Source organism: Streptomyces sp. NPDC003720 (assembly GCF_042875075.1).
Taxonomy (GTDB): domain Bacteria; phylum Actinomycetota; class Actinomycetes; order Streptomycetales; family Streptomycetaceae; genus Streptomyces.
Window position 1 is genome coordinate 67,023 of record NZ_JBIANZ010000003.1, and the last position, 23,575, is coordinate 90,597.

The 23,575-nt window shown below is 74.3% G+C and carries 21 protein-coding genes, 1 tRNA gene and 1 pseudogene; 10 read left to right on the forward strand and 13 right to left on the reverse strand.

Going from position 1 to position 23,575, the window contains the following annotated elements; all coding sequences use genetic code 11:
* Positions 1-183 precede the first annotated feature (183 nt).
* Complete coding sequence (locus ACFYU0_RS09230; RefSeq protein ID WP_351665160.1) at positions 184-1,137, reverse strand: D-2-hydroxyacid dehydrogenase; 954 nt, start codon at positions 1,135-1,137, stop codon at positions 184-186.
* Positions 1,138-1,396: 259 nt separating this feature from the next.
* On the opposite strand from ACFYU0_RS09230, the pseudogene ACFYU0_RS09235 reads away from it, so the two are divergent.
* The 3 genes and pseudogenes from ACFYU0_RS09235 to ACFYU0_RS09245 form a co-directional block, all read left to right on the forward strand.
* A pseudogene (locus ACFYU0_RS09235) lies at positions 1,397-1,559 on the forward strand (decarboxylase); the annotation flags it as partial.
* Positions 1,556-2,287 (forward strand): aspartate/glutamate racemase family protein, encoded by a 732-nt coding sequence (locus ACFYU0_RS09240; RefSeq protein WP_389299089.1) that lies wholly within the window; start codon positions 1,556-1,558, stop codon positions 2,285-2,287. The pseudogene ACFYU0_RS09235 and the gene ACFYU0_RS09240, both read left to right, overlap by 4 nt.
* Before the next feature lie 109 nt (positions 2,288-2,396).
* Complete coding sequence (locus tag ACFYU0_RS09245) at positions 2,397-3,485, forward strand: LLM class flavin-dependent oxidoreductase (protein ID WP_351665158.1); 1,089 nt, start codon at positions 2,397-2,399, stop codon at positions 3,483-3,485.
* Here ACFYU0_RS09245 and ACFYU0_RS09250 read toward each other — a convergent pair.
* Positions 3,464-5,278 carry a putative bifunctional diguanylate cyclase/phosphodiesterase gene (locus ACFYU0_RS09250; protein ID WP_389299093.1) on the reverse strand — a complete coding sequence of 605 codons (1,815 nt, stop codon included), beginning with the start codon at positions 5,276-5,278 and terminating at the stop codon, positions 3,464-3,466. The genes ACFYU0_RS09245 and ACFYU0_RS09250 overlap by 22 nt on opposite strands.
* A gap of 366 nt (positions 5,279-5,644) precedes the next feature.
* On the opposite strand from ACFYU0_RS09250, the gene ACFYU0_RS09255 reads away from it, so the two are divergent.
* On the forward strand, positions 5,645-6,868 hold the full coding sequence (locus tag ACFYU0_RS09255; protein WP_389299913.1) for a M6 family metalloprotease domain-containing protein: 1,224 nt from the start codon (positions 5,645-5,647) through the stop codon (positions 6,866-6,868).
* A 77-nt stretch (positions 6,869-6,945) separates the two neighbouring features.
* On the opposite strand, the gene ACFYU0_RS09260 is transcribed toward ACFYU0_RS09255, so the two are convergent.
* From ACFYU0_RS09260 to ACFYU0_RS09295, 8 genes are all read right to left on the reverse strand, one after another.
* Positions 6,946-7,019: transfer RNA gene (locus ACFYU0_RS09260), tRNA-Lys, on the reverse strand.
* Entirely contained in the window at positions 7,010-7,582 is a 573-nt protein-coding gene (locus ACFYU0_RS09265) for a bifunctional DNA primase/polymerase (RefSeq protein ID WP_351665156.1), read from the reverse strand. The genes ACFYU0_RS09260 and ACFYU0_RS09265 overlap by 10 nt, the downstream gene beginning before the upstream one ends.
* Positions 7,583-7,696: 114 nt before the next feature.
* A complete protein-coding gene (locus ACFYU0_RS09270) occupies positions 7,697-8,068 on the reverse strand; it encodes a hypothetical protein (RefSeq protein ID WP_389299097.1) in 372 nt (123 codons plus the stop codon).
* A gap of 144 nt (positions 8,069-8,212) precedes the next feature.
* Positions 8,213-8,362: a hypothetical protein gene (locus tag ACFYU0_RS09275; RefSeq protein ID WP_389299100.1), complete on the reverse strand. Its 150-nt coding sequence runs from the start codon at positions 8,360-8,362 to the stop codon at positions 8,213-8,215.
* On the reverse strand, positions 8,359-9,696 hold the full coding sequence (locus tag ACFYU0_RS09280; protein WP_389299103.1) for an AAA family ATPase: 1,338 nt from the start codon (positions 9,694-9,696) through the stop codon (positions 8,359-8,361). Before ACFYU0_RS09280 ends, ACFYU0_RS09275 begins: the two co-directional genes overlap by 4 nt.
* Positions 9,693-11,291 (reverse strand): hypothetical protein, encoded by a 1,599-nt coding sequence (locus ACFYU0_RS09285; protein WP_389299106.1) that lies wholly within the window; start codon positions 11,289-11,291, stop codon positions 9,693-9,695. Before ACFYU0_RS09285 ends, ACFYU0_RS09280 begins: the two co-directional genes overlap by 4 nt.
* Entirely contained in the window at positions 11,282-12,478 is a 1,197-nt protein-coding gene (locus ACFYU0_RS09290; RefSeq protein ID WP_389299109.1) for a hypothetical protein, read from the reverse strand. Before ACFYU0_RS09290 ends, ACFYU0_RS09285 begins: the two co-directional genes overlap by 10 nt.
* The gene (locus ACFYU0_RS09295; RefSeq protein WP_351665151.1) at positions 12,375-13,319 is read right to left on the reverse strand and encodes a phosphatase PAP2 family protein; all 945 of its coding nucleotides are present in this window, start codon (positions 13,317-13,319) and stop codon (positions 12,375-12,377) included. Before ACFYU0_RS09295 ends, ACFYU0_RS09290 begins: the two co-directional genes overlap by 104 nt.
* Positions 13,320-13,527: 208 nt before the next feature.
* Between ACFYU0_RS09295 and ACFYU0_RS09300 the strand changes: the two genes are divergently transcribed.
* Positions 13,528-14,124, forward strand: a complete 597-nt coding sequence (locus ACFYU0_RS09300; RefSeq protein ID WP_351665150.1) for a histidine phosphatase family protein — start codon at positions 13,528-13,530, stop codon at positions 14,122-14,124.
* Positions 14,125-14,217: 93 nt separating this feature from the next.
* Here the strand turns inward: ACFYU0_RS09300 and ACFYU0_RS09305 are convergent, their stop codons facing one another.
* Positions 14,218-15,669 carry a hypothetical protein gene (locus ACFYU0_RS09305; protein ID WP_389299113.1) on the reverse strand — a complete coding sequence of 484 codons (1,452 nt, stop codon included), beginning with the start codon at positions 15,667-15,669 and terminating at the stop codon, positions 14,218-14,220.
* 266 nt (positions 15,670-15,935) lie between these two features.
* On the opposite strand from ACFYU0_RS09305, the gene ACFYU0_RS09310 reads away from it, so the two are divergent.
* Positions 15,936-16,346 (forward strand): hypothetical protein, encoded by a 411-nt coding sequence (locus tag ACFYU0_RS09310; RefSeq protein ID WP_351665148.1) that lies wholly within the window; start codon positions 15,936-15,938, stop codon positions 16,344-16,346.
* A gap of 34 nt (positions 16,347-16,380) precedes the next feature.
* Positions 16,381-17,250 carry a fused MFS/spermidine synthase gene (locus ACFYU0_RS09315; protein WP_351665147.1) on the forward strand — a complete coding sequence of 290 codons (870 nt, stop codon included), beginning with the start codon at positions 16,381-16,383 and terminating at the stop codon, positions 17,248-17,250.
* Positions 17,251-17,280: 30 nt separating this feature from the next.
* Here ACFYU0_RS09315 and ACFYU0_RS09320 read toward each other — a convergent pair whose 3' ends face one another.
* Entirely contained in the window at positions 17,281-17,802 is a 522-nt protein-coding gene (locus ACFYU0_RS09320; protein ID WP_351665146.1) for a hypothetical protein, read from the reverse strand.
* A gap of 99 nt (positions 17,803-17,901) precedes the next feature.
* Here ACFYU0_RS09320 and ACFYU0_RS09325 point away from each other — a divergent pair, with 99 nt between their 5' ends.
* From ACFYU0_RS09325 to ACFYU0_RS09335, 3 genes are all read left to right on the forward strand, one after another.
* The gene (locus tag ACFYU0_RS09325; RefSeq protein WP_389299116.1) at positions 17,902-18,609 is read left to right on the forward strand and encodes a response regulator transcription factor; all 708 of its coding nucleotides are present in this window, start codon (positions 17,902-17,904) and stop codon (positions 18,607-18,609) included.
* Positions 18,606-19,979 (forward strand): sensor histidine kinase, encoded by a 1,374-nt coding sequence (locus ACFYU0_RS09330; protein WP_389299118.1) that lies wholly within the window; start codon positions 18,606-18,608, stop codon positions 19,977-19,979. Before ACFYU0_RS09325 ends, ACFYU0_RS09330 begins: the two co-directional genes overlap by 4 nt.
* A gap of 175 nt (positions 19,980-20,154) precedes the next feature.
* Positions 20,155-21,609, forward strand: coding sequence for a cellulose binding domain-containing protein (locus ACFYU0_RS09335; RefSeq protein ID WP_389299121.1), 1,455 nt, complete (start codon positions 20,155-20,157; stop codon positions 21,607-21,609).
* Between the two features lie 128 nt (positions 21,610-21,737).
* Here ACFYU0_RS09335 and ACFYU0_RS09340 read toward each other — a convergent pair whose 3' ends face one another.
* Complete coding sequence (locus ACFYU0_RS09340; RefSeq protein WP_389299124.1) at positions 21,738-23,168, reverse strand: GH1 family beta-glucosidase; 1,431 nt, start codon at positions 23,166-23,168, stop codon at positions 21,738-21,740.
* Positions 23,169-23,575: the final 407 nt, after the last annotated feature.

The window sequence follows — 23,575 nt, forward strand, 5'->3', positions numbered from 1 at the left end:
GACCTGCGCGGCGGTGTGGGGAGGCACCGCCCCTGGCGGACGACGCCCACTGCGCCGCGTACGCGCACGACGGGATCTCCGCCCCCGTCCTGCCCTTCGCCTCCACCGAACCCCCACCGGAGCACCCCACGGTCCCCCCGAATTCCCGGCGGCTCGTGGCGTTTCGCGTCCTCCGGCGCCGGGTCAGTGGCCGGGCACGTATCCGCGTTTCTTGTCGACCACGTTCTGCAGCGGCCTGCCCGCCGCCCACCGCTCGTACAACTCCACGAACTGCAGTCCCAGTTCGTCCCGCCAGCCGACCGTGTCGCCGCTCATGTGCGGGGAGACGACCAGTCCGGGAAGACCCCACAGCGGACTGTCCCCGGGCAACGGCTCGGCGGCGAAGACGTCCAGCGCGGCGCCCGCGATCCAGCGCCTGCGCAGCGCCTCCGCGAGCGCGTCCTCGTCGACGAGCTGCCCGCGGCCGACGTTCACGAAGACCGCCGAGGGCTGCATCACGCCGAACCGGTGCGCGTCGAACATGCCGCGCGTCTGCCCGGTCAGCGGCGCGGCGGCGATCACCCAGTCGGCGCGGGCGATCAGCCGGTCGAGGTCGCCGGGCCCGTGCACGCCGGTGCGCGGCACCCGGCCGACCAGGGCCGTGGTCACGTCCAGCGCCTTCAGGGTGCGCGCGATCGCCCGGCCGATCGGCCCCGAACCGACGACGCAGGCGCGCGTGCCCGCCACCCGGCGGGTCTCCCGGTGCCGCCAGGTCCGCTCCCGCTGCAGCTCCAGGGTGCGCGGCAGGTCCTTGGCGACCGCCAGCACCAGCGCGGCCACGTACTCCGCGACCGGCTGGTCGAAGATCCCGCGCGCGTTGGTCACCACGGTGTCCGACGCGGCCAGCTCCGGGCACATCAGATGATCCACCCCGGCGCTCGCCGTGTGCACCCAGCGCGGCCGCGGCCCCTCGCCGGGCCAGGCCCCGCGCACCGCGTGCGAGGTGAAGTCCCACACCAGCAGCACGTCCGCGCCCGGCAGCAGGTCCGCGAGGCCGGCCGCGTCCGTGTGCTCGATCCGGGCGCGGCCGGTCAGCCGGCCGAGCCGGGGCGGCGGGTCGGCGTCCAGCACGAGCAGGGTGGGGAGGGTCGACGTCATAGGGGGCGGCTCCGAGCGTCCGACATGCGCGGTTCGACCACGCTCGCACCAGGGCCCACCTTCGTCAACACGGGCGTGGCCACCGAGCGTTGCCCTCATCTCCCCGCGTGAGGCGGGTGTGCCGCGGACGTCTCCCCGGCGGTGGCGCCGGGCGCCGGACCGGTGTCGGCCGCATCCGGCACGGACCGCTCGTGCCGGTCGAGGTGAACCCGGACCCCGCCCGGCCGGACGGCGTCGCGGTGACGGCCCGCGGGGCGCTCGCACCCCCCTGCTCTCGGCCAACCAGGTCACGATGTGGGCGGCGCTGCGCCGACTGGGTACCCGAGCCATGGGGGACCTGTCAGGCGCCGCTCGACGAGGCCGCGCGTGACCGGCCCGCACTGCCGGAAGAGACACAGGAACACGGAGAAGGGCTGACATGACAGCACTCGGATTCCTCTACCCGGGCCACTCCGGAGAGGACGACTACCCGCGCATCGAGCAGCTCCTGGGCAGCGACATCCGGGTGGACCTGGTGCACACGGACATGGCGGAGGACGTCCTCCGCGTCGACGCCCTGCGCGCGCTGGGATCGCCCGAGCGGCTCGCCGACGGCATGGAGCGGCTGCGGCTGTCCGGCGCCGAGACGGTGGTGTGGGCCTGCACCAGCGGCAGCTTCGTGCACGGCTGGGACGGCGCCCAGGACCAGGTGCGGTCGCTGGCCATGATGGCCGGGATGCCCGCCTCCTCGACGTCCTTCGCCTTCGTGCACGCGGCCCGCGAGATCGGCGTGCGGCGGGTGGCCGTGGGCACGACCTACCCGGAGGAGGTGGCCGCGCTGTTCACGGACTTCCTGCGGGCCGGGGGACTGGAGGTGGTCGCGACCCGGTCGTCGGGGATCGTCACGGCGGCCGAGGCGGGCGGCTGGGGCGAGGAGGAGGTGCTCACGCTGGCCCGGTCCGCGGACGTGGCCGACGCCGAGGCCGTGCTGCTGCCGGACACCGCGCTGCGCACGGTCGCCCACCTCGGTCTGCTGGAGAAGTCCCTGTCCAAGCCGGTGCTCACCGCCAACCAGGTGACCGTGTGGGAGGCGCTGCGGCTGGCCGACCGCCGGGTGAACGCCCCCGAGCTGGGCACACTGTTCACCCGCGAGCCGATCGTCCAGGCCTGACCGGGGGCGGGGAAGGGCGGGGCCGGGACGGGGCCCCGGAATAAACGGGGACAGCCTCCTGTTGGCCCACGCTGGACAGCTCACGGCCCAGAAACAGGAGGCACACACCGTGTCGGCAGACGAGATCCGGGGCACGACGCACGGCACCGCCCCCGTCCCCCTCTCCGTACTGGACCTGGTGACCGTGGGCGCGGGCAGCACCGCCACCGAGGCGCTGCGCACCAGCGTGGAGCTGTCCCGGTTCGCGGAGTCCCGCGGCTTCCACCGGTACTGGGTGGCGGAACACCACTCCATGCCCGGCGTCGCCTCCTCCTCGCCCGCGGTGATCCTCGCCCACCTCGCCGCCCACACCGACCGCATCCGGCTCGGCTCGGGCGGCGTCATGCTGCCCAACCACGCGCCCCTGGTGATCGCCGAGCAGTTCGGCACGCTGGAGGCGATGGCCCCCGGGCGGGTCGACCTGGGCCTCGGCCGCGCCCCCGGCACGGACGGCGCCACCGCCGCCGCGCTGCGCCGCACCGACGGCCTGAACGAGGGCGCCGACGACTTCCCGCAGCAGCTCGCCGAGCTCATCCGCTTCCTGGACGACGACTTCCCCGACGGCCACCCCTACCGGCGGATCCACGCGATTCCCGGCCCCGTCCAGGGCAGCACCCCCGGCGGCGTGCAGTCCGCGCACCGCCCGCCCGTCTGGCTGCTGGGCTCCTCCGGCTTCAGCGCCCGCCTCGCCGGAATGCTCGGACTGCCCTTCGCCTTCGCCCACCACTTCTCCGCGCAGAACACCATCCCGGCGCTCGACCTCTACCGGCAGACCTTCCGGCCCTCCGAGCTCCTCGACCGGCCGTACGCCGTCATCGGCGTCTCCGCGCTCGCCGCCGACGACGAGCGGGAGGCCCGCCGGCAGGTGCGCGCGACCGCGCTGAACATGATCCGGCTGCGCACCGGCCGGCCCGGTCTCTTCCCCGACCCGGACGAGGCCGAGAGCTACGAGTTCAGCCCGATGGAGGAGGACTTCGTGGCCTCCTGGGCCGGCAACATCGTGCACGGCACCGCCGACGAGGTCCGCACCGGCCTCGACGACCTGCACAAGCGCACCGGCGCCGACGAGCTGATGCTCACCACGCACGCCCACCGCGGCGACCTGCGGCTGCGCTCCTACGAACTGATCGCCGACGCCTACGGCTTGCCCACCGCGTAGTCCTGCGTCCCCAGCAGCTCGGAGATGCGGTCCGGCGGCACCGGACGGGAGTACAGCCAGCCCTGTCCGGTGTCGCAGCCGATCCGGCGCAGCCGGGTGGCCTGGGCCGAGGTCTCCACGCACTCGGCGGTGACGGTCAGGCCGAGCCGGTGGGCGAGCTGGATCATCGCCTCCACGATCACCTCATCGGCCGGGTTGGGCGGCGCCTGCGTCGCCCCCGTGGCCGCCTCCTCGTACTGGAAGCCGCGCACGAAGGAGCCGTCCAGCTTCAGGACCTTCACCGGCAGCCGGCTCAGATACGCCAGGTTGGAGTAGCCGGTGCCGAAGTCGTCGATGGCGATGCGCACGCCCATGTCGCTGAGCGCCTGAAGGGTCTGCAGCGGCCGGCCGGCCGAGCCCATCACGGCCGACTCGGTCAGCTCCAGCTGGAGCAGGTGCGGGTCGAGCCCGGTCTCGGCGAGGGTCTGCGCCACGTCCGCCACCAGGTCGGAGTCCCACACCTGGCGCACGGCCACGTTCACGCTGACGAAGATCGGCGGCTCGTCCGGGTGGTCGAGCTGCCAGCGGCGGGCCTGCCGGCAGGCGGTGGCCAGCGCCCAGCGGCCGAGCTGCACGATCGAGCCGTCCTCCTCGGCCAGTGCGATGAACCGATTCGGCGTCAGCGTGCCGAACTGCGGGTGGTGCCAGCGGACCAGCGCCTCGACGCCGCTGAGCCGTCCGTCCTCCATGCCCACCAACGGCTGGTACTCCAGGGCGAATTCACCGCGTTCGATGGCGGGGCGCAGGGTGGAGGAGAGGGCCTGGCGGGTCATGCGGTGCGCGTTGCGCTCGGGGTCGAACAGGGTCCAGCGGCCCTTGCCGTCCGCCTTCGCCCAGTACAGCGTCGTGTCGGCCGCCTGCATCAGACCGGTCGCGGTCGTGCCGGCCGCGTGCCGCTCGACGACGCCGATGGAGGCGGTCAGCGACAGCCGCTGCCCGGCCAGGTCGAACGGCTCCTCCAGCGCCTTCAGTGCGGACTCGGCGAGATCGGCGACCTGCTCGGTGCCGGTGGAGTCCTCGACCAGCAGGGCGAATTCGTCCCCGCCGAGCCGCGCCACCAGCGGGGTGCCCGCGCGGGCGTGGCCGGCCTCGTCGGCGACCCGGGTCAGGCGTTCGGCGACCGCCGCGAGCAGCCGGTCGCCCACCCGGTGGCCGAGGGTGTCGTTGACGGCCTTGAAGCCGTCGATGTCCAGGTAGCACAGGCCGATCCGGCCGGTGCCGCCGCGCTCGTAGGCCTCCGTCTCGAGCGCGGCCGTCAGGCGCTCGAAGAACAGGGTGCGGTTGGGCAGCCGGGTCACCGGGTCGTGCATCTCCAAGTGCCGCAGGCGGGACTGCAGTTCACGGCGGGCGCTGATGTCGGTGGCCGAGACCAGCGCCCCCGGTCCGCCGTCCGCCAGCGGGGTCACGGTGACCCGCACCCACACCGAGTGTCCCTCGGGGTGCTTGATCCGGCGGGTGCAGCGCAGCTTCGCCTGCCGGCCGCACAGGACCTCGCGGTAGGCGTGCCAGGTGCGGGTGTCCGAGGCCAGGTCCATCAGGTCGGCGGCGGCCCGCCCGGCCAGCGAGCGGGGATCGGTGCCGAGGAGTTCGCCGAGGGCGGCGTTGGCGCTGACGACGAGGCCCTCGGGGTCGACGACGGCCATGGACAGCGGGGCGGCCGTGAAGACACGGTGGTAGATGGTGTGATCACTGTCTGTGACGGCTGACCGGTCGAGGTCTGCCGCGGGCGTCGGCCCTTCGGACGTTCCGCTCACCGCTCGCTCCCGCAGTGCACTCGATCTCGGTCCGTGCCGGAAAGTGTGCCGATCATAGAGGCTGGCTCTCGGGCCTTCCAGCCGCTTGTCAGTGTCCCGGACAGACCACAGGTTCTGACAGATCGTTTCTGCCCGCACCTGGACGGGTTCTTAGGCCCCTCGACCAGTTGTGACGTTCCGTGAGTGTTTCGGGGTGTCGACCGCCGGTGCGCGCGCCGCGCAAACGGGCGCACTCACCCTTCTGGTTCAGGCAAACAGGACGAATCGCAAGAAACTCCCACACTCTGGATTCGGTGTCCCCGTGAACCGCCTCCGGAGGTCATTTCCGTGCCCAAGCTGCGCAGCACCGCCGCCGTGGCCACCACGATGTCGGCGCTCGCCGCCACCTCGATCCTGACCGGCCCGTCGGTCGCCGAGCCCTTCTCGACGACCCCCTGCGCGCTGCACCGGACCGAGGCCCACCACTCGGAGGGCCTGGACACCTGGAACACGGCCTATCCCCGGCCGGCCGGCACCCTCGACGCCGTCATGATCTTCCTGTCCTTCCCGGACGCCCGCCCGGACACCACGCCCGAGGAGCTGGCCGCCGACCACTTCCCCGCCACCAGCCGCTTCTACGAGCAGGCGTCCTACGGCAGGTTCACCCTGCGCCCGCACCCGCTGAAGCACTGGCTGCGCATGCCGCGGCCGTCGACCGCGTACGCCATAAGGCGTGACTGGAGCGCCGCCGACCGGGCCGCCTACCTGCGCGACGCCTTCGCGGCGGCCGACGGCGAGGTGGACTTCTCCCGCTACGACGTGGTCTACCTCGTCGCCGATCCGGACGCCCCCGGGGTCGACTCGGACGCGACGAAGGTGGTCAACCTCGCGACCCCGATGCGGGTCGACGGCACCGACGTCCGCCGGGTCGTCACCGTGTTCGAGAAGCACCCGCCGGACCGCCTGGTACTGGCCCACGAGACCGGGCACGTCTTCGACCTGCCCGACCTCTACCACCGTCCCGTCGACGGGAAGGGCGACTGGGACACCTACGTCGGCGACTGGGACCTGATGGGCAGCCAGTTCGGACTCGCCCCTGATCTGTTCGCCTGGCACAAGTGGAAGCTGGGCTGGCTGGACCCACGCCAGGTGGCGTGCGTACGGGGTACGGGTCCGACCCGGCTGACCCTGGAGCCGCTGACCGCCGGTCCCGGGGCCGCCGGCTCCGGCTCGGCGGGCGCCGGGGGCGCCCCGGCGTTCGGCCTCGGCCACGGCACCAAGCTGGCGGTGGTGCGCACCGGCCCGGACAGCGCGCTCGCGTTCGAGGCGCGCGGCCCGGCCGGGAACGACCGGGCGGCCTGCCGGCAGGGGGTCCTGGTGTACCGCGTGCGCAGCGGTGAGGCGTCGGGCGGCGGGCCGATCGAGGTGGTGGACGCCCATCCCGGCACCGAGGCCTGCTGGGAGAACTCGGTCTACCCGCCCCTGGCCGACGCCCCCGTCGCCCTGGGCGAGAGCTTCACGGTGCCCGGCGAGGGAGTGAAGGTCGAGGTGGAGGAGCGGACCGCGTCCGGGGCCTGGACGGTGAAGATCACACCGGGGCTGGTCGGCTGATGCACGGTGGAGCGGCGCGAAACAGAGATGGCGAGGTGGTTCGCGCTTCACGCGAACACTCCTCGCCATCGTCATCGTGCGCCGCCAGGGACTCGAACCCCGGACCCGCTGATTAAGAGTCAGCTGCTCTAACCAACTGAGCTAGCGGCGCCTGCTGACGTCGTAGACATTAGCATCATGGTCGGCGGGAGGAAAAATCGATATCCGCACCGCCGCGCGGGCCGCCCGTACCGCCGCCCAGAGGAGTACCTCGGGGCCCGGCAGCCAGGGATGACGGGTGTCCGGCGCCACCAGCCAGCGGGACCCGCCGGAGGCGGAGTCGCCGCCGCTCAGGGCCGGGACGGTCACCGCGTCCCCGGTGCCGTGGCAGAGCAGCGGCGGGACCGCCGCGGTGCGGTTGGACCCCCACTCCTCCCAGGTCAGCAGGGAGGGCAGGCGCTGGGCGGTGCCAGGAGCGGTGAACAGCAGCATGCGGCCCCGGAACACCGCCACCGGCCCGGAGCCCGGCCCCTCGTCCCACAGTCGGTCCAGCATCCGGCGCCCGAAGATCGCCGGGGCGCTCACCACGTCGAACACGGTGCCGCAGGGCAGCACCAGCGGGGCGTCCGGACGCTCACGCCAGAGGGCGAGCGTGCTGCGCGGGTACGTTCCCGCCGAGGCGAGCCAGGAGGCTCCGTCGGCCGTGGCACAGGTGACGTTCGGCGTGCTGCTCATGCCTCCCAGATGTACCGGCCGTGAGTGCGCGGTTCTCCTGAGTTGCGGAAATCCGGGACGGGAGAGGGCGGAGGGGAGTATCTTGCCCGCCTGGCATATGCCGGACGGAGTTGATCAGATCGGGTCGACGGACGGCCGGCCCTCGGTGTCGGCCCCGCGCATCAGATCACGGCCGAACTCGACCATCTTCTTGGCGTAGTCCTCGGTCCACTCCGCGCGCTCGGCGATGTCCCCCGGGGTGAGCCGGTCGAACCGGCGCGGGTCGGCGAGCTGGGCCGCGGCCACGGCCTGGAACTCCATGGCCCGGTCGGCCGCCGCGCGGAACGCCTGGGTCAGCTCCGTCGCCCGCGCCAGCAGCTCCCGCGGGTCCTCGACCGACTCCAGGTCGAAGAAGTGCTCGGGATCGGTGGCCGCCTCCGCGGGCTCGAAGAGCAGGGGCGCGGGGCGTAGCCGCGGTTGGTTCCTGCGCGGCGTGGGCTCCGCCATGTCTCGTCTCCTCCGTACGGTCGGTTCGGCACCGCCTTCGTGCGGCCCACCGTCCATTGTCCCGCGCCCCCGCAAGAGGCCCTCGGCGAACGGTGCCGGGCCGCCGAGCGGACCGTGTTCCCGGCCCGCCACGCGAGGGCGCGGTCACGGGCGCCATTCCACCCGGTGTTCGGCCAGATGGGCCAGGACCGCGTGGTTCGCCTTCCATCCGTCCGGGCTGTGTGGGTCGGCCGCCTGCGGCGGCGTGCCGGACTCCGTCCGGCGGGTGGGCGGGGCGAGCCGCGTAGCGGTCACGGGCGCCATTCCACCCGGTGTTCGGCCAGATGGGCCAGGACCGCGTGGTTCGCCTCCCATCCATCCGGAAACTTGACCAGCGTGCCCAGCTGCACCGGTTCCGTGGACGGATAGTCGTCCAGGAGGTCGCCGACGCCCGCGCGGCACACCACGACACAGGCGTGGCGGTGGCGGGAGGCCAGCACGCACAGGCGGCCGGTCTCCAGGTGGAAGGCCGTGGCGTCGGGGCGGCCGGACAGCGGATGCAGGACGACCGTGACGTCGTACTCCCTGCCCTGGAGGCGGTTGGCGGTGTCCACCGTGACGTCCGGCACGCCGAGGTCGGCCAGGGCCGCGCGGACCGCCGCGGCCTGGTCGCGGTGGGCCGTGCCGACGGCGACGCGGCCGGCGGTCAGCGGGGTCGCGTCCGGTGAGCGTTCGGAGACGGCGGCGCCGCCCCGGTCCAGCAGGCGCCGTACGACCGCCGCGACCGCCCGTACCGCCTCCGGGTCCGTGCGCGGGGTGTGGCGGGCGGGCAGTTCGAGCAGGCCCCAGCCGGACGCGGCCGCCTCGTCGATCACCCGGTCGGGACCGGAGCCGTCGGAGGGGACCGCGAACGTCAGCCGGCGGTCGCCGTGGCCGGTTCCGCTGCGGAACGGGGTGTACGGGTAGAAGGCGGCCGAGACCAGCGGGGCCGCCGACGCCGGCAGCCGCCAGGACACCGGCAGCCGGTGCTGCGGAAGCTGCGGGTTGTGGGCCAGCAGAGTGGTGACCGCCGAGGCCGACGGGTCGTACGACAGGCCCGCCCACTGCTCGCCGCCCACGATCGAGAACGGGTCGAGCTGCCCCGGGTCGCCCACGAACAGCGCCCGCTCGAACAGGCCCGCCACCGCCAGCAGCGAGTCCGACCGCATCTGGTACGCCTCGTCGACGATCGCGTGCCGCCACGGCTCGTCCACCTTGACGTGCGCCCACTTCGCGGCGGTGGAGACGACGACCGGCAGGCCGTTCAGATCGGCCGCCTTCGCCGACGTGCGAACCCGCGGCAGGTCGTCCAGCGCCTTGTCGTACGGGTCGGCGTCGCTGCTGTGCAGCCGGCCCACGGGCAGGTCGGGATCCTTCTCGGCGAGCCGCAGCACCAGGTCGTCCACCTGCGCGTTGGTCTGCGCGACCACCATCAGCGGACGCCCCGCGGCGGCGAGTTCGAGGGCCGCGCGGACCACCAGGGTGGACTTGCCCGCGCCCGGCGGGGAGTCGACGACCACGCCCCGCTCGGCGCCGTGCAGGGTGTCGTGCAGGATCGCCTCCGTGGCCCGTGCCGCCGCGGCTCCGGGGTCGAAGTCGACGGTCGTCACAGCACGTCCTCCTCGGTCACGGTGTCGGGCGCCTCGGGTGCCGCCTCGCCCGGCGGCCCGCCGTGCGTCCACGGGGTCTCCTCCGGGTCGGGCAGCTTCGCGCCGCCGCGCTGCTCGTGCTCGAACAGCGTGAAGCAGACCAGGTCGCCCTTCTCCGGCACCGAACCCGGCTCGGGCTCCTTGCCCCGGCCCATCCTGTCCACGATGCGCAGGACGAGCACCCCGTCCTCCGGGGCGCCCTCGTAGCCGACGAACTCGGCCGCCTGCGGCTTGCCGCCCAGCGAGCGGTACACCTTCGCGCGCTCCGCCAGATGCGGGCGGTCGTCCGTGCGGACCGTCACCAGCGGGCGCGGGCTGGGCCGCTTGCCCTCGCTGTACGCCATGACGGCGTCGGTGACCTCGCCCGCGAAGGCCTCCCCGGCCAGCCGCCGCCCGGCCATCACCAGCGGGTCGTCCAGCGCCTCCTGGGCCTCCAGCCTGGCCTGCTCGCGCTCGCGCGTGGCCAGCTTGTTCGCCGCGGTCACCGCGTCGTCCCGGCGCGGCTGCGGGGGCTCGCCGGCCAGCACCCGGTCGCGGTGGCCGGTGAACGACCAGCGGTCCCGCGTCCACCGCTCCTCGACGTGCGCGCCCTCCGGCAGCGCCCGCAGCAGGTCCAGGCCCCGCCACACCGAGTCCCAGGTGGGCCGGACGCGGCTCTCCACCAGATCCCGCACCCGCTGCTCGGCCGCGGCGAGCGCGGCCAGCCGGTCGTCGGCCTCCACGGCGTCCTCGGCGGCGGCGAGCGCGGTCCGCGCCCGGTCGTAGCGCTCGATGGCCGGGGCCAGCAGCTTGTTGTCGAACGCCGGGTCGGTGGCCGGGCCGGCCGGCGGGCACCGGAGCTGTCCCTCGCCGTCCCGGGCCAGCTCGGCCCACTGGGCGGCCTGCGCGCCGGTGCCGCCGTCGGGCGGGTCGATCCAGGCGAGCAGGGCGCCCAGGTGCTGGTCCTCCAGGCTGGACTGACCGGTCGCCCAGTGCCGGGCCAGCACCTCGGTGAGCGCCAGGAGCAGGGACGAGCCGGGCACCCGGGCCCGCTCCCCGTAGTGGGTCAGCCAGCGGCCGAGCAGCGGGACCCGGGGCGGCGCCGGGTGGGGCGCCTCCGGATCCTGCTCGGCGGTACGCCGGAACCGCATGGAACGGCCCAGCAGCCGTACGAAGTCCACGCCCGCCCGGCTGGGCACGACGAGCTGGGGCGCGTCGGCGCACAGCTCGACCTCGACCTTGACCCGCTTGCCGGTCTCCGGGTCGGTCTCCGTGCGCTCGGCCGCCTCGACGTCCTGCGCGTAGGAGTCGAGGTACGGCAGGACCACATCGGCGAGTTCGGCGAGGAACGCGAAGCGCAGGTCGCGGTCGCGCGGCTGCGGTACGACCAGCAGCCGCGGCGCGTCCCGGTCGGTGCCGACCAGCGCGCCCAGCGGGGCGCCGGCCTCACCGGCGGTGGTGAGCGGCACGAACACCAGGGGGCGGTCGGACAGCCGGCGGTGCCGGACGGTCGCCGCCGGCTGGGCGCGGCCGGTGCTGACGGCCTCGAGGCGGGCCAGGGTGGCGATCAGCGACACGGGGCCGCCACCTCCCGGCCGGCCGCCTGGGCGAGCGCCTCCGCGCGCAGGGCGGCCGCCCGGCGCAGGGCGGCGACCGCCGGATCGTCCGGGTCGCCGCTCTCGCCGCGGGCCGCCGCGAGGACGTCCTCGACCGTGGTCAGACCGCCGAGTTCGGCCCGCAGCGGGCGGCCGAGGCTGGTCACGGCGCCGTCCGCGCGGGACCGGCCGCGGCAGTGGAAGGCCAGTTCGCAGGCGGACAGGCACTCCGGCGCGTACGCGGCCGGGACCGACGCGACGGCCGCCGTCAGCTCCTCGGCGGGCCGGTCCGGAGCGAAGCAGGTGCCCTCGGGCAAGGCGCCCGCGATGTCCTCGACGCGGGTGAGCCGGGCGAGCTGCCGTGCGGTGACCGCGCGCTGCTTGCGCACGTCGACGGCGGACGCGGTGGGCAGGTTGGAGAAGTCCCTGGGGCAGACCAGCAGCACCCGGTGCCGCACCGCCGGGGCCGGGTCGAGCCGTGCGGCGACGTCCTCCAGGGCCAGCACGTACACCGCCGACTGCCGGGCGGCGGCGCCGACCTTCGCCGGGTCGGCCGAGCCGTCCAGCATCGGGAAGGACTTGATCTCCACGACCGTCCAGCTCCCGTCCGGGTGCACCACCACCGCGTCCGGCTCCAGGAAGGCGAGCGAGCCCGCCACGTCCAGCGCCAGCATCGGATGGTCCAGCAGCGTCCAGCCGCCCGCGGCCACGGCCTCGCGCAGGGCCAGCGCCGTACGAGCCGTGCGCCCCTCGGGGCCGTGCGCGGACAGGTCGGGGACCGAGGCCCCGGCGGGCGGTTCGGCGCCCGGGTCGAGCCGCGAGTGGACCAGCCGCAGCAGCTCCGCGCCGCCGTCGGCCTTCACCTTCGCCTCGAACGCGTTGCCCCGGGTCAGCGCGAACTGCGACTGGCCGAACCCGGACGGCGCGCCCAGCCTCGCCGCGAGCGCCGCCTTGTCCACCCCGGCGCCGTCCAGGATCGCCCGCCTGCGGCACCCCGGGTTCGCGGCCAGCGCCGCGAGGGCGCGCGCGTCCAGGGCCTTGGCCGGAACGTCGGGACCGCGCAGCTCAGCGAGCCGCTGCCGGAGCCCCTTCTCCCGCGTCGCGGGGGGAGGCGTCCGGCTCGGCGGCGGAAGCGGGCTGCGACTCGCGCTGCCGTGGAATTCGCTCACCCGCGGAAGTCTGGCATCCGCCACTGACAACCGGGGAACCGGTGGCCGTCGTCGGCCGGGGCGCCCGGGCGGCCAGGCGGGCCCGGAGCAGGTCCGCGCCCCGCGTCACCCGCGGCGCCAGCAGCAGGCCCACGCCCATCACGGCGACGCCCGCGACCGCGTCGAGGAAGTAGTGGTTGGCGGTGCCCATGACCACCACGGCGGTCAGCAGGGGGTAGGCGACGGCGAGGATCCTGGTGAGGCGCGTGCCGCCGTACCGCCACAGCATGACCCCGCACCACAGGGCCCAGCCGACGTGCAGACTCGGCATCGCCGCGTACTGGTTGGTCATGCCGCCCATGCCGCGCGGCGCGCTGGCCTCGCCGCCCCACCAGCCGTACGAGCTGTAGTGGGCCATCGTGTCGACGAAGCCGTAGCCCGGGGAGAGCAGCCGGGGCGGGCAGGTGGGCAGCAGGGTGAAGCCGATCAGACCGATGAACGTGGACGACATCAGCCAGGTCCGGGCCGCCCGGTAGTGCTCGGTACGGGCCCGGAACAGCCAGACGAGGATGGCCGGCGTGACGACGTAGTGCAGTGAGGCGTACCAGAAGTCGGCGGGTATGCCGAGCCACGGCTCGCGTGTGAACAGCCGGTTGAGCGGGTGCTCGGCGTTCAGGTACAGGGCCTTCTCGACGCGCAGGATCGCCAGGCCGTGGTCGACGGCGGAGGAGACGTCGCCGCGGGCGAGCAGGCGGCCGGCCGAGTAGCAGCCGTAGACCAGCAGGATCAGGGGCAGCTCGGTCCACCACCGCAGCCGGGCCCGCTGGGTCACCTCGGTGCCCGGTGTGTCGGTCTGCGGCATCCGATCGCCCTCCCCCTTCTGCTGCGGCGCGCCCCGGCGGCGGCCGTGCCACTTTACGGTGTCCGCATCACGGCCACGCGGGCGCTTCAGCCCTCAAAGACGCCGGCATCGCCCGCCGGGTTGCCCCTGCCCGGGCTGAGCGATGATGGGAGTACCGCGTCTTCCGCTCAAGATGCCCAAGATCCGTTCAGCACCCGAAAGGTCTCCCATGGCACCGCGCATCCTGCTGGCCCGGCACGGACAGACGGAATGGTCGCTGTCCGGCAAGCACACCGGCAGGACCGACGTACCGCTGCTGGAGGAGGGGCGGCGCGGGGCCAAGCTGCTCGGCGAGCGGCTGCACCGCGCCCCGCTGGACGGGCTGCCGGCCGCCGAGGTGCGGACCAGCCCGCTGGTACGCGCGCGTGAGACGTGCGAACTGGCCGGGTTCGGTGAGCGCGCGGCCGTCTGGGACGCGCTCATGGAGTGGGACTACGGCGCCTACGAGGGCATGACCCCCGCCGAGATCCAGGCCGTCCGGCCCGGGTGGCTGATCTGGCGCGACGGGGTGCCCGAGGGGGAGAGCCTCGCCGAGGTCACCGCGCGCGCGGACGAGGTGGTGGCGTGGGCGCGGTCGGCGGACCGGGACGTGCTGGTGTTCGCGCACGGGCACATCCTGCGGTCCATCGGCGCGCGCTGGCTGGGGCTGCCGCTGGCCTTCGCGGGGCGGATACGGCTCAATCCGACCTCGCTGTCGGTGCTGGGGTGGGCCTACGGGGAGCCGGCCATCGAGAGCTGGAACGACTCGGGGCATCTGGCGGGGTGACGGTGCGCGGCGCCCCTGCCGGGGACCGGGTCACCCCAGGCCCCTGAGTCACCGGGACGCGCGCGTGCCGCGGTCCGGGGCCGGCCGCCTCGCCTACGCCCGGCCCGCTCTCGGGGTCGAGGCATGGCGGTCCAGGAAGTCGGAGACACCCGAGGCACGGCGGTGGGGGAGCAGGACCCGGGCCGTGCCCGCCAGCATGGTCTGGATGCGGGAGGACTGGACCTGGGTCAGCAGGTCCAGGACGCGCAGGCCGGCCGCGGCCGCCTCGTCGGGCCGGCCCTCGCGGGCCAGGTCGTCGGCCAGTTCGGCGGTGTAGAGCGCGATGTTGCGGGTGAAGTGCGGGTCCTGCAGGTGGGCCGCCCGGCGGGCGTGCCGGGACGCGCGCCGCCAGTCGCCGAGCGTCGACCAGCACTGCGCCTCCAGGCCCTCGAGCTCGGCCTCTCCGTAGAAGCTCATCCACTCGGGGTCGGCGTCCGAGTGGCCCCGCTCGAAGAGGGCCTGCGCCCGGGCCAGCGCCTGCGCGCAGCCGGTGCGGTCGGCGAGCCCCGCCCAGCCGCCCGCCTCGCGCAGCGCGAGCAGCGACAGCAGCCGGGGCGAGCCCAGGGGAGCGGCGGCCCGGCGCGCGGCCTGCGCGGCGCGTACCGCCTCCCGGGGGCGGCCGGCGTCGCGGGCCAGGAACGCGGTGTTGCAGAAGGCGTGCGCCTCCAGGGCCGGGTCCCCGGTCATCCGGGCGGTGGCCAGCGCTTCGGCGTAGTGCGAGCGGGCGTCGTCGAAGCGGCCGGAGTCATGGGCCAGCCAGCCCACCGAGATGGCCAGTTCACCGGCGCCCGAGTGCAGTCTCTCGGCGGTCGTCTGCCGGGTCGCGCCGGCGTCCAGGAGCGCGTAGGCGGCACGCAGCGGTGCGGCCGCGCGCTGGTACAGGCCGTCCGCGCCGTGCCGGTCGTCCAGCAGCCGGATGCGGCGGACGGCCTCTTCCAGGGCGGCCGCCTCGGGGGTGCCGACGCGGCGCTGCGGACGGGCCGCCGCCGTCGCGTCGATGGTGAGCCCCAGCGGGCCCAGCGTGGCGGCGGCCACGGTGGCGCCTCCGCCGGTCATGAATGCGCGACGCAGCACGTCGCTCTCCTCGTGGTTCAGGGGGTCGTTCTCGTACGGCTCGTGCGGGTCGTACGGGTCCTGCGTGTCATACGGCTCACGGGCCCCTCGCGTCTCAGTGACAGCGAACGCCAAGGGCGCCCCGGTGGCCGTCCGCGCCGCGCGCCCGCGGACGGACGAGCGCGGCGCGAAGCCGAGGTCGGTGAGCGTGCGGCCGGGGAACATGTGCAGGAACACCCGTTCGTACGCGTAGTTGGGGCAGCGGATCTCACCCGCCTCGACCCTGCCGACGTAGCGCGCGTCACAGCTCACCCGCTCGCCGATCTCGCGCGCGGCCCGCCGCACCAGCGCGGCGAACTCGGCCGGCGAGTGCCGGCCGCGCAACTGCCGGAAGGCGAGGTTCGGCCGTGCGGGCCGTTCGGACTGTGACGAGGTCTCCGTTGACGACGCCATGGCCGGGTCCTCTCGTGCGAACCGTCGAACCATGCCGGATCCGGGGTGGATTCGGGCTGAGTTGTCCATGTGACACCCTGGTTCCGGCGAGCACGAACGTACCCGCTGTGTCGGACCCGCCACGCAGTGTTTAGCTACAAAACGGATATCTCATCCACGATCTGCCATGAACTGCCATCCTTTGCGGCGCACTTGCGCCGTAGCCGTTGACGCGGTCGCGCGTTGGACTGCACGGACCGCAAACGTGCAGCGTGGTGGAGGCCGGCATGGAGACCAGCCAGAGCAACGATCCCTGTACACCGGGCGCGCCACCGTCCGCGGCGGAGGGTGACGCGACCTGCGAACTCGTGACGGTGCCGGCCCGGCAGGGGCTGGAGGCCGTCGACATCCTCCGGCGCGGCGCGCCCGAGACCGTGGGCCCCGTGCTGCACGACGACGGCTGCGACACCCTCGGCTTCCTGGTCCCCGCCGGCACCGCCGCCGGCTGGGACGTGCCGGGCAGCACCTGCACGGAGACCGACGGACGCGGGCTCAGGCTCAACCCCGAGCCGCCGGTGGAGGGCTCGGACTGGCTGCTGCCGCCCGGCGGGGCCGACCTCGCGACCGACCCCGCGGTGCTGCGCCGGGCCCTCGGGGAGGCGGCCCGGATGATCGAGGCGGCCGACAACTGCCGGTGAGGCGGCCGTCCGGGGCGCCTGCGAAGATGGACCGATGGGCAGGTCCAGGAACAACCGGCGCAGACCGGCCGACGCGCAGGCCGTCACGGAGACCGTCGACGGCGGGCTCGCACAGCTCGTGCCCGACCCCGACCGCCCCCGCGCCCGGACCCTGCTGATCGACGGTGCGCCCCAGTCGCACGTCGACCTGGACGACCCCGCGTACCTCTCCTTCGAGTACCAGCGCCGGCTCGGCCATGTCATCGACCTCGCCGCGCCGTCCGGCCGGCCGGTGCACGCCGTGCATCTGGGCGGTGGCGCCCTCACGCTCGCCCGTTACGTCGCCGCCACCCGGCCCCGCTCCACCCAGCAGGTCGTCGAGCGGGACGCGGCCCTCGTGCAACTGGTGCGGCGCGAACTGCCGTTGGATCCCAACGCGCGGATACGGGTGCGGTCGGCGGACGCCCGCGAGGGCCTGGCCAAGGTCCCGGACGGCTGGGCCGACCTGATCATCGCCGACGTCTTCAGCGGCGCCCGGACCCCCGCCCACCTCACCTCCACCGAGTTCCTGGACGAGGTCCGCCGGGCCCTGAAACCCTCCGGCGTCTACGCGGCCAACATCGCCGACGGCCCGCCGCTCGCCCACCTGCGCGGCCAGATAGCCACCGCCGCAGCCCGCTTCCCGGAACTCGCCCTGATCGCGGACCCGGCCGTGCTGCGCGGCAAGCGCTTCGGCAACGCCGTCCTGGCCGCCTCCGCGCTGCCGCTGCCGCTCGCCGAACTCACCCGCCGCGCCGCCTCCGACCCGCACTCCGCCCGGGTCGAACACGGCAGGCAGCTCACCGACTTCACCGGCGGCGCCGTCCCCGTCACGGACGAGGCGGCGGTGGCCTCCCCGGCCCCGCCGCCCTCCGTCTTCCACTGACCGCCTGCCCGGCCCGCCGCCGAAGCGCCCTCAGTAGGTGCCGACTTCGACGCGGGGCGGGCCGTCGTGCCAGGTGCAGAACACCGACACCCGGTCGGCGTCCCGGCCGAACTCCACCCGGATCCAGCTCTCCGTCTTCCACACCTGCATCGACCAGCCGGTGCCCGGGGTGGCCGAGACGAGCGTCGCGTCGGCCTTGCCCAGGTCGAAGACGGCGCGGCCGCCGTCGGTGTCGTACGCCTTGACCCGGCCGGCGGCGGTGGGGCCCGCGGAGGCGGAGGGGCCGGGGGCGGCGGCGCGGGACGACGGGGCCCGGGAGGGCGTTGGGGCCGGCGGCTCGGCCGACGGGCTCTGGGACCGGGGCGGCCGGGCGGTCGGCGAACCCACCGGCTTCGAGCCCTGGGCGGTGGTGTCGGCCGCCGTGATCGGCAGGGCACGCGGCGGGTCGTACGCCGTGCCGGCCATGACCGTGTGCACACCCCACCACGACAGCGTGACCGCCGCGCCCGTGGCGAGCAGCCAGGCCAGTACGTGTACGAGTCCTCTGCGCATCGCGGGCCATACTGCCCCAGGGGCACCGCGGTGCGCACGCGTCCCCGGTTGTCCACAGGCGGGACACCGGCATCGGCCGCATGGCGTACGGTGCGGCGCATGGCAAGTGTGCTCGTGGTCGAGGACGACCAGTTCGTACGCTCGGCGCTCATCCGGCACCTGACCGACGCCTCCCACACCGTGCGCAGCGTCGGTACGGCGCTGGAGGCGCTGCGCGAGGTCGCCCATCTCCGTTTCGACGTGGTCATCCTGGACCTCGGACTGCCCGATCTGGACGGCTCCGAGGCCCTGAAGATGCTGCGCGGCATCACCGACGTGCCCGTCATCATCGCCACCGCGCGGGACGACGAGGCGGAGATCGTCCGCCTGCTCAACGCGGGGGCGGACGACTACCTGACCAAGCCGTTCTCGGTCGAGCACCTGGCGGCCCGCATGGCGGCCGTGCTGCGCCGGGCCCGGGCCACCGGCGGGGAGGCGCCGCCCTCCAGCGTCCTGCGGGTCGGCGGGCTCACCGTCGACCCGCTGCGCCGTCAGGCCGAACTGGACGGCATGCGACTGGACCTGACCCGCCGTGAGTTCGACCTGCTCGCCTTCCTGGCCGGCCGCCCCGGAGTCGTCGTGGCCCGCAGGGAACTCCTCGCCGAGGTCTGGCAGCAGTCCTACGGCGACGACCAGACGATCGACGTCCATCTGTCCTGGCTGCGCCGCAAGCTGGGGGAGACCGCGGCCCGGCCGCGCTACCTGCACACCCTCCGGGGTGTCGGCGTGAAGCTGGAGCCGCCCGGGGGAGGGGAGCCGCCGCGATGAGATGGGCTCTGGTCAAGGTGTGCCTCGCGGTCACCACCATGGTCGTGGTGGCCTTCGCCGTACCGCTCGGACTGGTCGTGAAGGAGATGGCCCGCGACCGGGCGTACTCCAACGCCGAGCGGGAGGCCGCCGCGGTCGCCCCCGCGCTGTCCATCACCACCGACCGGGACAAGCTGGAACGGGTGGTGGCCTCGGCCGGCGACGACTCCGGGATGGCCGTGCACCTGCCCGCCGACGGGGCCCGCGGAGCGCTCGACCTCGGCCGGCAGCGTGCCGCGGACAAGGACATCGCGGCCGTACGGAGGCTGGGCCGCGCCTCCACCACCTCCGTCTCCGGCGGCTCCACGCTGCTGCAGCCGGTCGCGCTCGGCTCCGGAATCGCGGTGGTCGAGGTCTACGTGCCCGAGTCCGAGACGAGCAACGGGGTCGGCACCGCCTGGGCGGTGCTCGCGGCGGTCGGACTCGCGCTGATCGTCGGCTCGGTCGCCGTCGCCGACCGGCTCGGGGTGCGCATGGTGCGGCCCGCGAGGCGGCTGGTCGAGGGCGCGCACGAGCTGGGCGAGGGCAAGCTGGGCGCCCGGGTGCCGGAGGACGGTCCGACCGAACTGCGGCTCGCGGCGGTCGCGTTCAACTCCATGGCCGACCAGGTCGTCCAACTGCTCGCCAACGAGCGCGAGCTGGCGGCCGACCTGTCGCACCGGCTGCGCACTCCGCTGACCGTGCTCCGGCTGAACGCGGCCTCCCTCGGCGCCGGGCCCGCCGCCGACCAGACCCGGGCGGCCGTCGCCCAACTGGAGGGCGAGGTCGACACCATCATCCGCACCGCACGGGAGGCCAAGCCGCAGACGGCGGCCGCCGGGCCGGGCGCCGGCTGCGACGCGGCCGAAGTGGTGCGCGAGCGCATGGAGTTCTGGTCCGCGCTGGCCGAGGACGAGGGCCGCAAGTGGCGGGTGGCCGGGGTCGAGCGGCCGGTGCGCATACCCGTGGCCCGCGCCGACCTGGCCGCCGCCCTCGACGCGCTGCTCGGCAACGTCTTCCGGCACACCGCCGAGGGCACCGCCTTCGCGGTCGACGTGCACAACGCGGAGGACGCGGTGATCGTGCTGATCTCCGACGCGGGCCCCGGCATACCCGACCCCGACGCGGCGATGGCCCGCGGCCGCGGCTCCGGCAGCGCGGGCTCGACCGGGCTGGGCCTGGACATCGTGCGCCGCCTCGCCGAGGCCACCGGCGGTGACGTGCGCATCGGCTCCTCGGTGCTGGGCGGGACCGAGGTGCGCATCTGGTTCCAGCTCGACGGACGCAAGCCGGCCGGCCGGGGGCACCGGGGGAGCGTGCGCGGACGCCGTCGGACGGCCACCGCCCGCTGACGCTCCGTCCGCACCGGACCACGGATTGGTCTCGACCTTTAACCGCCCCCGATCCCTTCCTTAAGCGCACCCTAAGGACCGCGACCGCCGTCCCCATAGGCCCGTTTGCCCGATTCCGGCTCGCTAGCGTGCTGCCGCACCCCACCCCCCGTGAACAGCGAAGGCAGGCACGCGCATGAGCACGCACCGGCGCAGGATCAGTGGCAGGAACAAGGCGATCGGCTCCGTGGTGGCCGCGGCGGTGATCGGCGGCGGCGCCCTCGTGCTCACCGGTACGGCGAACGCCGCGGGGGTCAACGCCGCGTACACCAGGACGAGCGACTGGTCGACGGGCTACACCGCGCAGTACGTCGTCACCAACAACAGCGGCGGGACGGAGAAGACCTGGACGCTGGAGTTCGACCTCCCGGCGGGCGCCAGGCTCAGCTCCCTGTGGAACGGCGAATCCACCGTCAGCGGTCAGCACGTCACCGTGAAGCCCGCGAAGTGGGACACGGACGGCCTGGCCGCGGGCAGGTCGGTCACCGTCGGCTTCGTGGTCGACGGCACGGGCGACCCGACGGGCTGCCGGGTCGACGACGCCCAGTGTTCCGCGGACGGCGGCGCCACCCCCGAGCCGAGCGGCCGCCCGTCCCAGACCCAGACCCCGGCCCCCAGCGCGACCCCGAGCCAGAGCGCCACCCCCGGCCAGAGCGCGACCCCGACCCCCACGCAGAGCACCGGCACCGGCACCACCGCCTCGGCCGGCTTCGCCCCCTACGTGGACACGTCCCTCTACCCCGCCTTCGACCTCCTCGCCGCCGCCGACGCGACCGGCGTGAAGAACTTCAACCTCGCCTTCGTCACCGACGGCGGCGGCTGCACCCCCAAGTGGGGCGGCGTCACCGACCTCACCGGCGACGCGGTGGCCGCGCAGATAGGCTCCCTGCGTGCCAAGGGCGGTGACGTCCGGGTCTCCTTCGGCGGCGCCTCCGGCTCGGAGCTGGCCACCACCTGCTCCTCGGCGGACGCCCTGGCCGCCGCGTACGGCAAGGCCGTGGACGCCTTCAAGCTGACCAAGGTCGACTTCGACGTCGAGGGCGGCGCGCTGCCCAACACCGCGGCCAACACCCGCCGCGCCCAGGCCATCGCCAAGCTCCAGGCCCAGCACCCCGGCCTGGACGTCTCCTTCACCCTGCCGGTGATGCCCGAGGGCCTGACCCAGGACGGCGTGAACCTCCTGTCCAACGCCAAGTCCAACGGTGTGCGGATCAACACCGTCAACATCATGGCGATGGACTACGGCCCCGCGTACAACGGCGACATGGGCACCTACGCCGAGCAGGCCGCCACCGCCACGCAGGCCCAGGTCAAGAGCGTGCTGGGGCTGTCCGACCAGGCCGCCTGGAAGACGGTCGCGGTCACCCCGATGATCGGCGTCAACGACGTCTCCGCCGAGGTCTTCAAGGTCGACGACGCCACCCAGCTCGTGAACTTCGCCAAGTCCAAGGGCCTCGGCTGGCTCTCCATGTGGTCCGCGACCCGCGACAAGCAGTGCGACGGCGGCACCAAGCCCACCGCCGACGCGACCTGCAGCTCCGTCACCCAGGACAAGTTCGCCTTCGCCAAGGCCTTCGGCGCCTTCAACTGACCCGGCCGCACCGGGCGCAGCGGCTACATCGGCCCACCGGCCGGGTACGTCGGCATGACGTGGGCGCGGCACCCCCTATCCGGGCGCCGCGCCCACGCCGTCCGGCCCCCCGGACACCGGACGGTCTTTCAGGCCACCGGCTCCGCCGCCGGCAGCGTCCCGGTCCGCGCCGCCTCGCCGTACCAGAGGGCGCTCGACTTCGGGGTGCGCTCCAGCGTCGAGTAGTCGACGTACACCGCGCCGAACCGCTTCCCGTAGCCGTACGCCCACTCGAAGTTGTCCATCAGGGACCACAGGTAGTAGCCGCGCACGTCGGCGCCGTCGGCGACGGCCCGGCGGACCGCCGCCAGGTGGCCGCGCAGATAGGCGATGCGCTCCGGGTCGTGCACCCGTCCCTCGGCGTCGGGCTTGTCGTCGTAGGCCGCGCCGTTCTCCGTGATGTACAGCGGCAGGCCCGGCGCCTCGCGCGAGTAGCGCATGATCAGCTCGTGCAGCCCGGACGGGTCGACGGTCCAGCCCATCTCGGTCCGCTCGCCGGGCGTCTGGTGGAACAGCACGTCGTCGGCGGCCGGCCAGGGGGAGTGCTCACCGGCGCCGTGCCCGTCCGCCCGCGGGCCGGCGACCCGGCCGTCCGACGCGGAGACCAGGGTCGGGGTGTAGTAGTTCAGGCCCAGCGCGTCCAGCGGCGACCTGGTCGTGCGCAGGTCCCCGTCGAGCACGAACGACCAGTCGGTGACCGAGGCGGTCTCGGCGAACAGGGTCTCCGGGTAGGCGCCGTGCAGGACCGGGCCGTGGAAGACGCCGTTGGCCAGGTTGTCGATCCGGCGGGCCGCCGCGAGATCGGCCGGGCTCTGGGTGAGCGGGCGCACCACCGAGGAGTTGAGGCTGAGCGCGATCTGGTTGCCGGCCGGCAGCACCGAACGCAGCGCGGCCGCGCCCAGGCCGTGCGCCAGGTTGAGGTGATGGGCCGCGCGCAGGGCGGCCGCCGGGTCGGTGCGACCGGGGGCGTGCACGCCCGAGCCGTAGCCCAGGAAGGCGCTGCACCACGGCTCGTTCAGGGTGATCCACTGCTCCACCCGGTCGCCGAGCGCCTCACCGACCAGCCGCGCGTACTCGGCGAACCGGTGGGCGGTGTCCCGCTCCGGCCAGCCGCCCGCGTCCTCCAGTTCCTGGGGCAGGTCCCAGTGGTAGAGGGTGATCGCCGGCTTGATGCCGTGCTCCAGCAGCTCGTCGACCAGACGGCGGTAGAAGTCCAGGCCCACCTGCACCGCGGGTCCCCGGCCGGTCGGCTGCACCCGGGGCCAGGAGACGGAGAAGCGGTAGGCGGTCAGGCCCAGCTCCGCCATCAGCGCCACGTCCTCGCGGTAGCGGTGGTAGTGGTCGACGGCGATGTCACCGGTGTCACCGCCCGCCGTCCGGCCGGGGGTGTGGCTGAAGGTGTCCCAGATGGAAGGGGTGCGGCCGTCCTCCCGTACCGCGCCCTCGATCTGGTACGCGGACGTCGCGGCGCCCCAGAGGAAGGCGGGCGGGAAGGTCGCGCGCGGCAAGGGCTCTGTCATGGAAGGACTCCCCGGATCGGCTGCGCCCATTGTGCATGGGAGCGCTCCCATGCGGAAGCCCCCGCCCCGTCCGATACGCGGATTCACAGCTTGCGCCCGTCCCGGATTACGGCGGCCCGGCCCGGCCTACGGCGTGCGCCCGGCCCGGGTCCATCACGGCCACGGCTCGGGGGGATGCCCACTGCGCGCGGTACGCCCGGCCCGCTCCACGGCGTGCGCTCAACCCGCGCCGCGCGCCCGGTCCGCGTCCGCCTCGGCTCGCGGTGGGACCAGTCCGTACCGTGCGGCGAGCCCGGCTCACGGCTCGGGGTCGGCCCTGTGCATGCCGTGCGCCTGCCCCGGCCGGTCTCTCGCGCCCGCTTTGGGCCGTGCGCCTGTCCCGGCCGCCTCTCGCGCTCGGCCGCCTC

Excerpts from the sequence above, each read along its gene's own strand:
- ACFYU0_RS09230 (WP_351665160.1), bottom strand. The coding sequence starts at position 1,137 with ATGACGTCGACCCTCCCCACCCTGCTCGTGCTGGACGCCGACCCGCCG.
- ACFYU0_RS09240 (WP_389299089.1), top strand. The coding sequence starts at position 1,556 with ATGACAGCACTCGGATTCCTCTACCCGGGCCACTCCGGAGAGGACGAC.
- ACFYU0_RS09255 (WP_389299913.1), top strand. The coding sequence starts at position 5,645 with ATGTCGGCGCTCGCCGCCACCTCGATCCTGACCGGCCCGTCGGTCGCC.
- ACFYU0_RS09265 (WP_351665156.1), bottom strand. The coding sequence starts at position 7,582 with ATGAGCAGCACGCCGAACGTCACCTGTGCCACGGCCGACGGAGCCTCC.
- ACFYU0_RS09270 (WP_389299097.1), bottom strand. The coding sequence starts at position 8,068 with ATGGCGGAGCCCACGCCGCGCAGGAACCAACCGCGGCTACGCCCCGCG.
- ACFYU0_RS09295 (WP_351665151.1), bottom strand. The coding sequence starts at position 13,319 with ATGCCGCAGACCGACACACCGGGCACCGAGGTGACCCAGCGGGCCCGG.
- ACFYU0_RS09300 (WP_351665150.1), top strand. The coding sequence starts at position 13,528 with ATGGCACCGCGCATCCTGCTGGCCCGGCACGGACAGACGGAATGGTCG.
- ACFYU0_RS09305 (WP_389299113.1), bottom strand. The coding sequence starts at position 15,669 with ATGGCGTCGTCAACGGAGACCTCGTCACAGTCCGAACGGCCCGCACGG.
- ACFYU0_RS09310 (WP_351665148.1), top strand. The coding sequence starts at position 15,936 with ATGGAGACCAGCCAGAGCAACGATCCCTGTACACCGGGCGCGCCACCG.
- ACFYU0_RS09315 (WP_351665147.1), top strand. The coding sequence starts at position 16,381 with ATGGGCAGGTCCAGGAACAACCGGCGCAGACCGGCCGACGCGCAGGCC.
- ACFYU0_RS09320 (WP_351665146.1), bottom strand. The coding sequence starts at position 17,802 with ATGCGCAGAGGACTCGTACACGTACTGGCCTGGCTGCTCGCCACGGGC.
- ACFYU0_RS09325 (WP_389299116.1), top strand. The coding sequence starts at position 17,902 with ATGGCAAGTGTGCTCGTGGTCGAGGACGACCAGTTCGTACGCTCGGCG.
- ACFYU0_RS09330 (WP_389299118.1), top strand. The coding sequence starts at position 18,606 with ATGAGATGGGCTCTGGTCAAGGTGTGCCTCGCGGTCACCACCATGGTC.
- ACFYU0_RS09335 (WP_389299121.1), top strand. The coding sequence starts at position 20,155 with ATGAGCACGCACCGGCGCAGGATCAGTGGCAGGAACAAGGCGATCGGC.
- ACFYU0_RS09340 (WP_389299124.1), bottom strand. The coding sequence starts at position 23,168 with ATGACAGAGCCCTTGCCGCGCGCGACCTTCCCGCCCGCCTTCCTCTGG.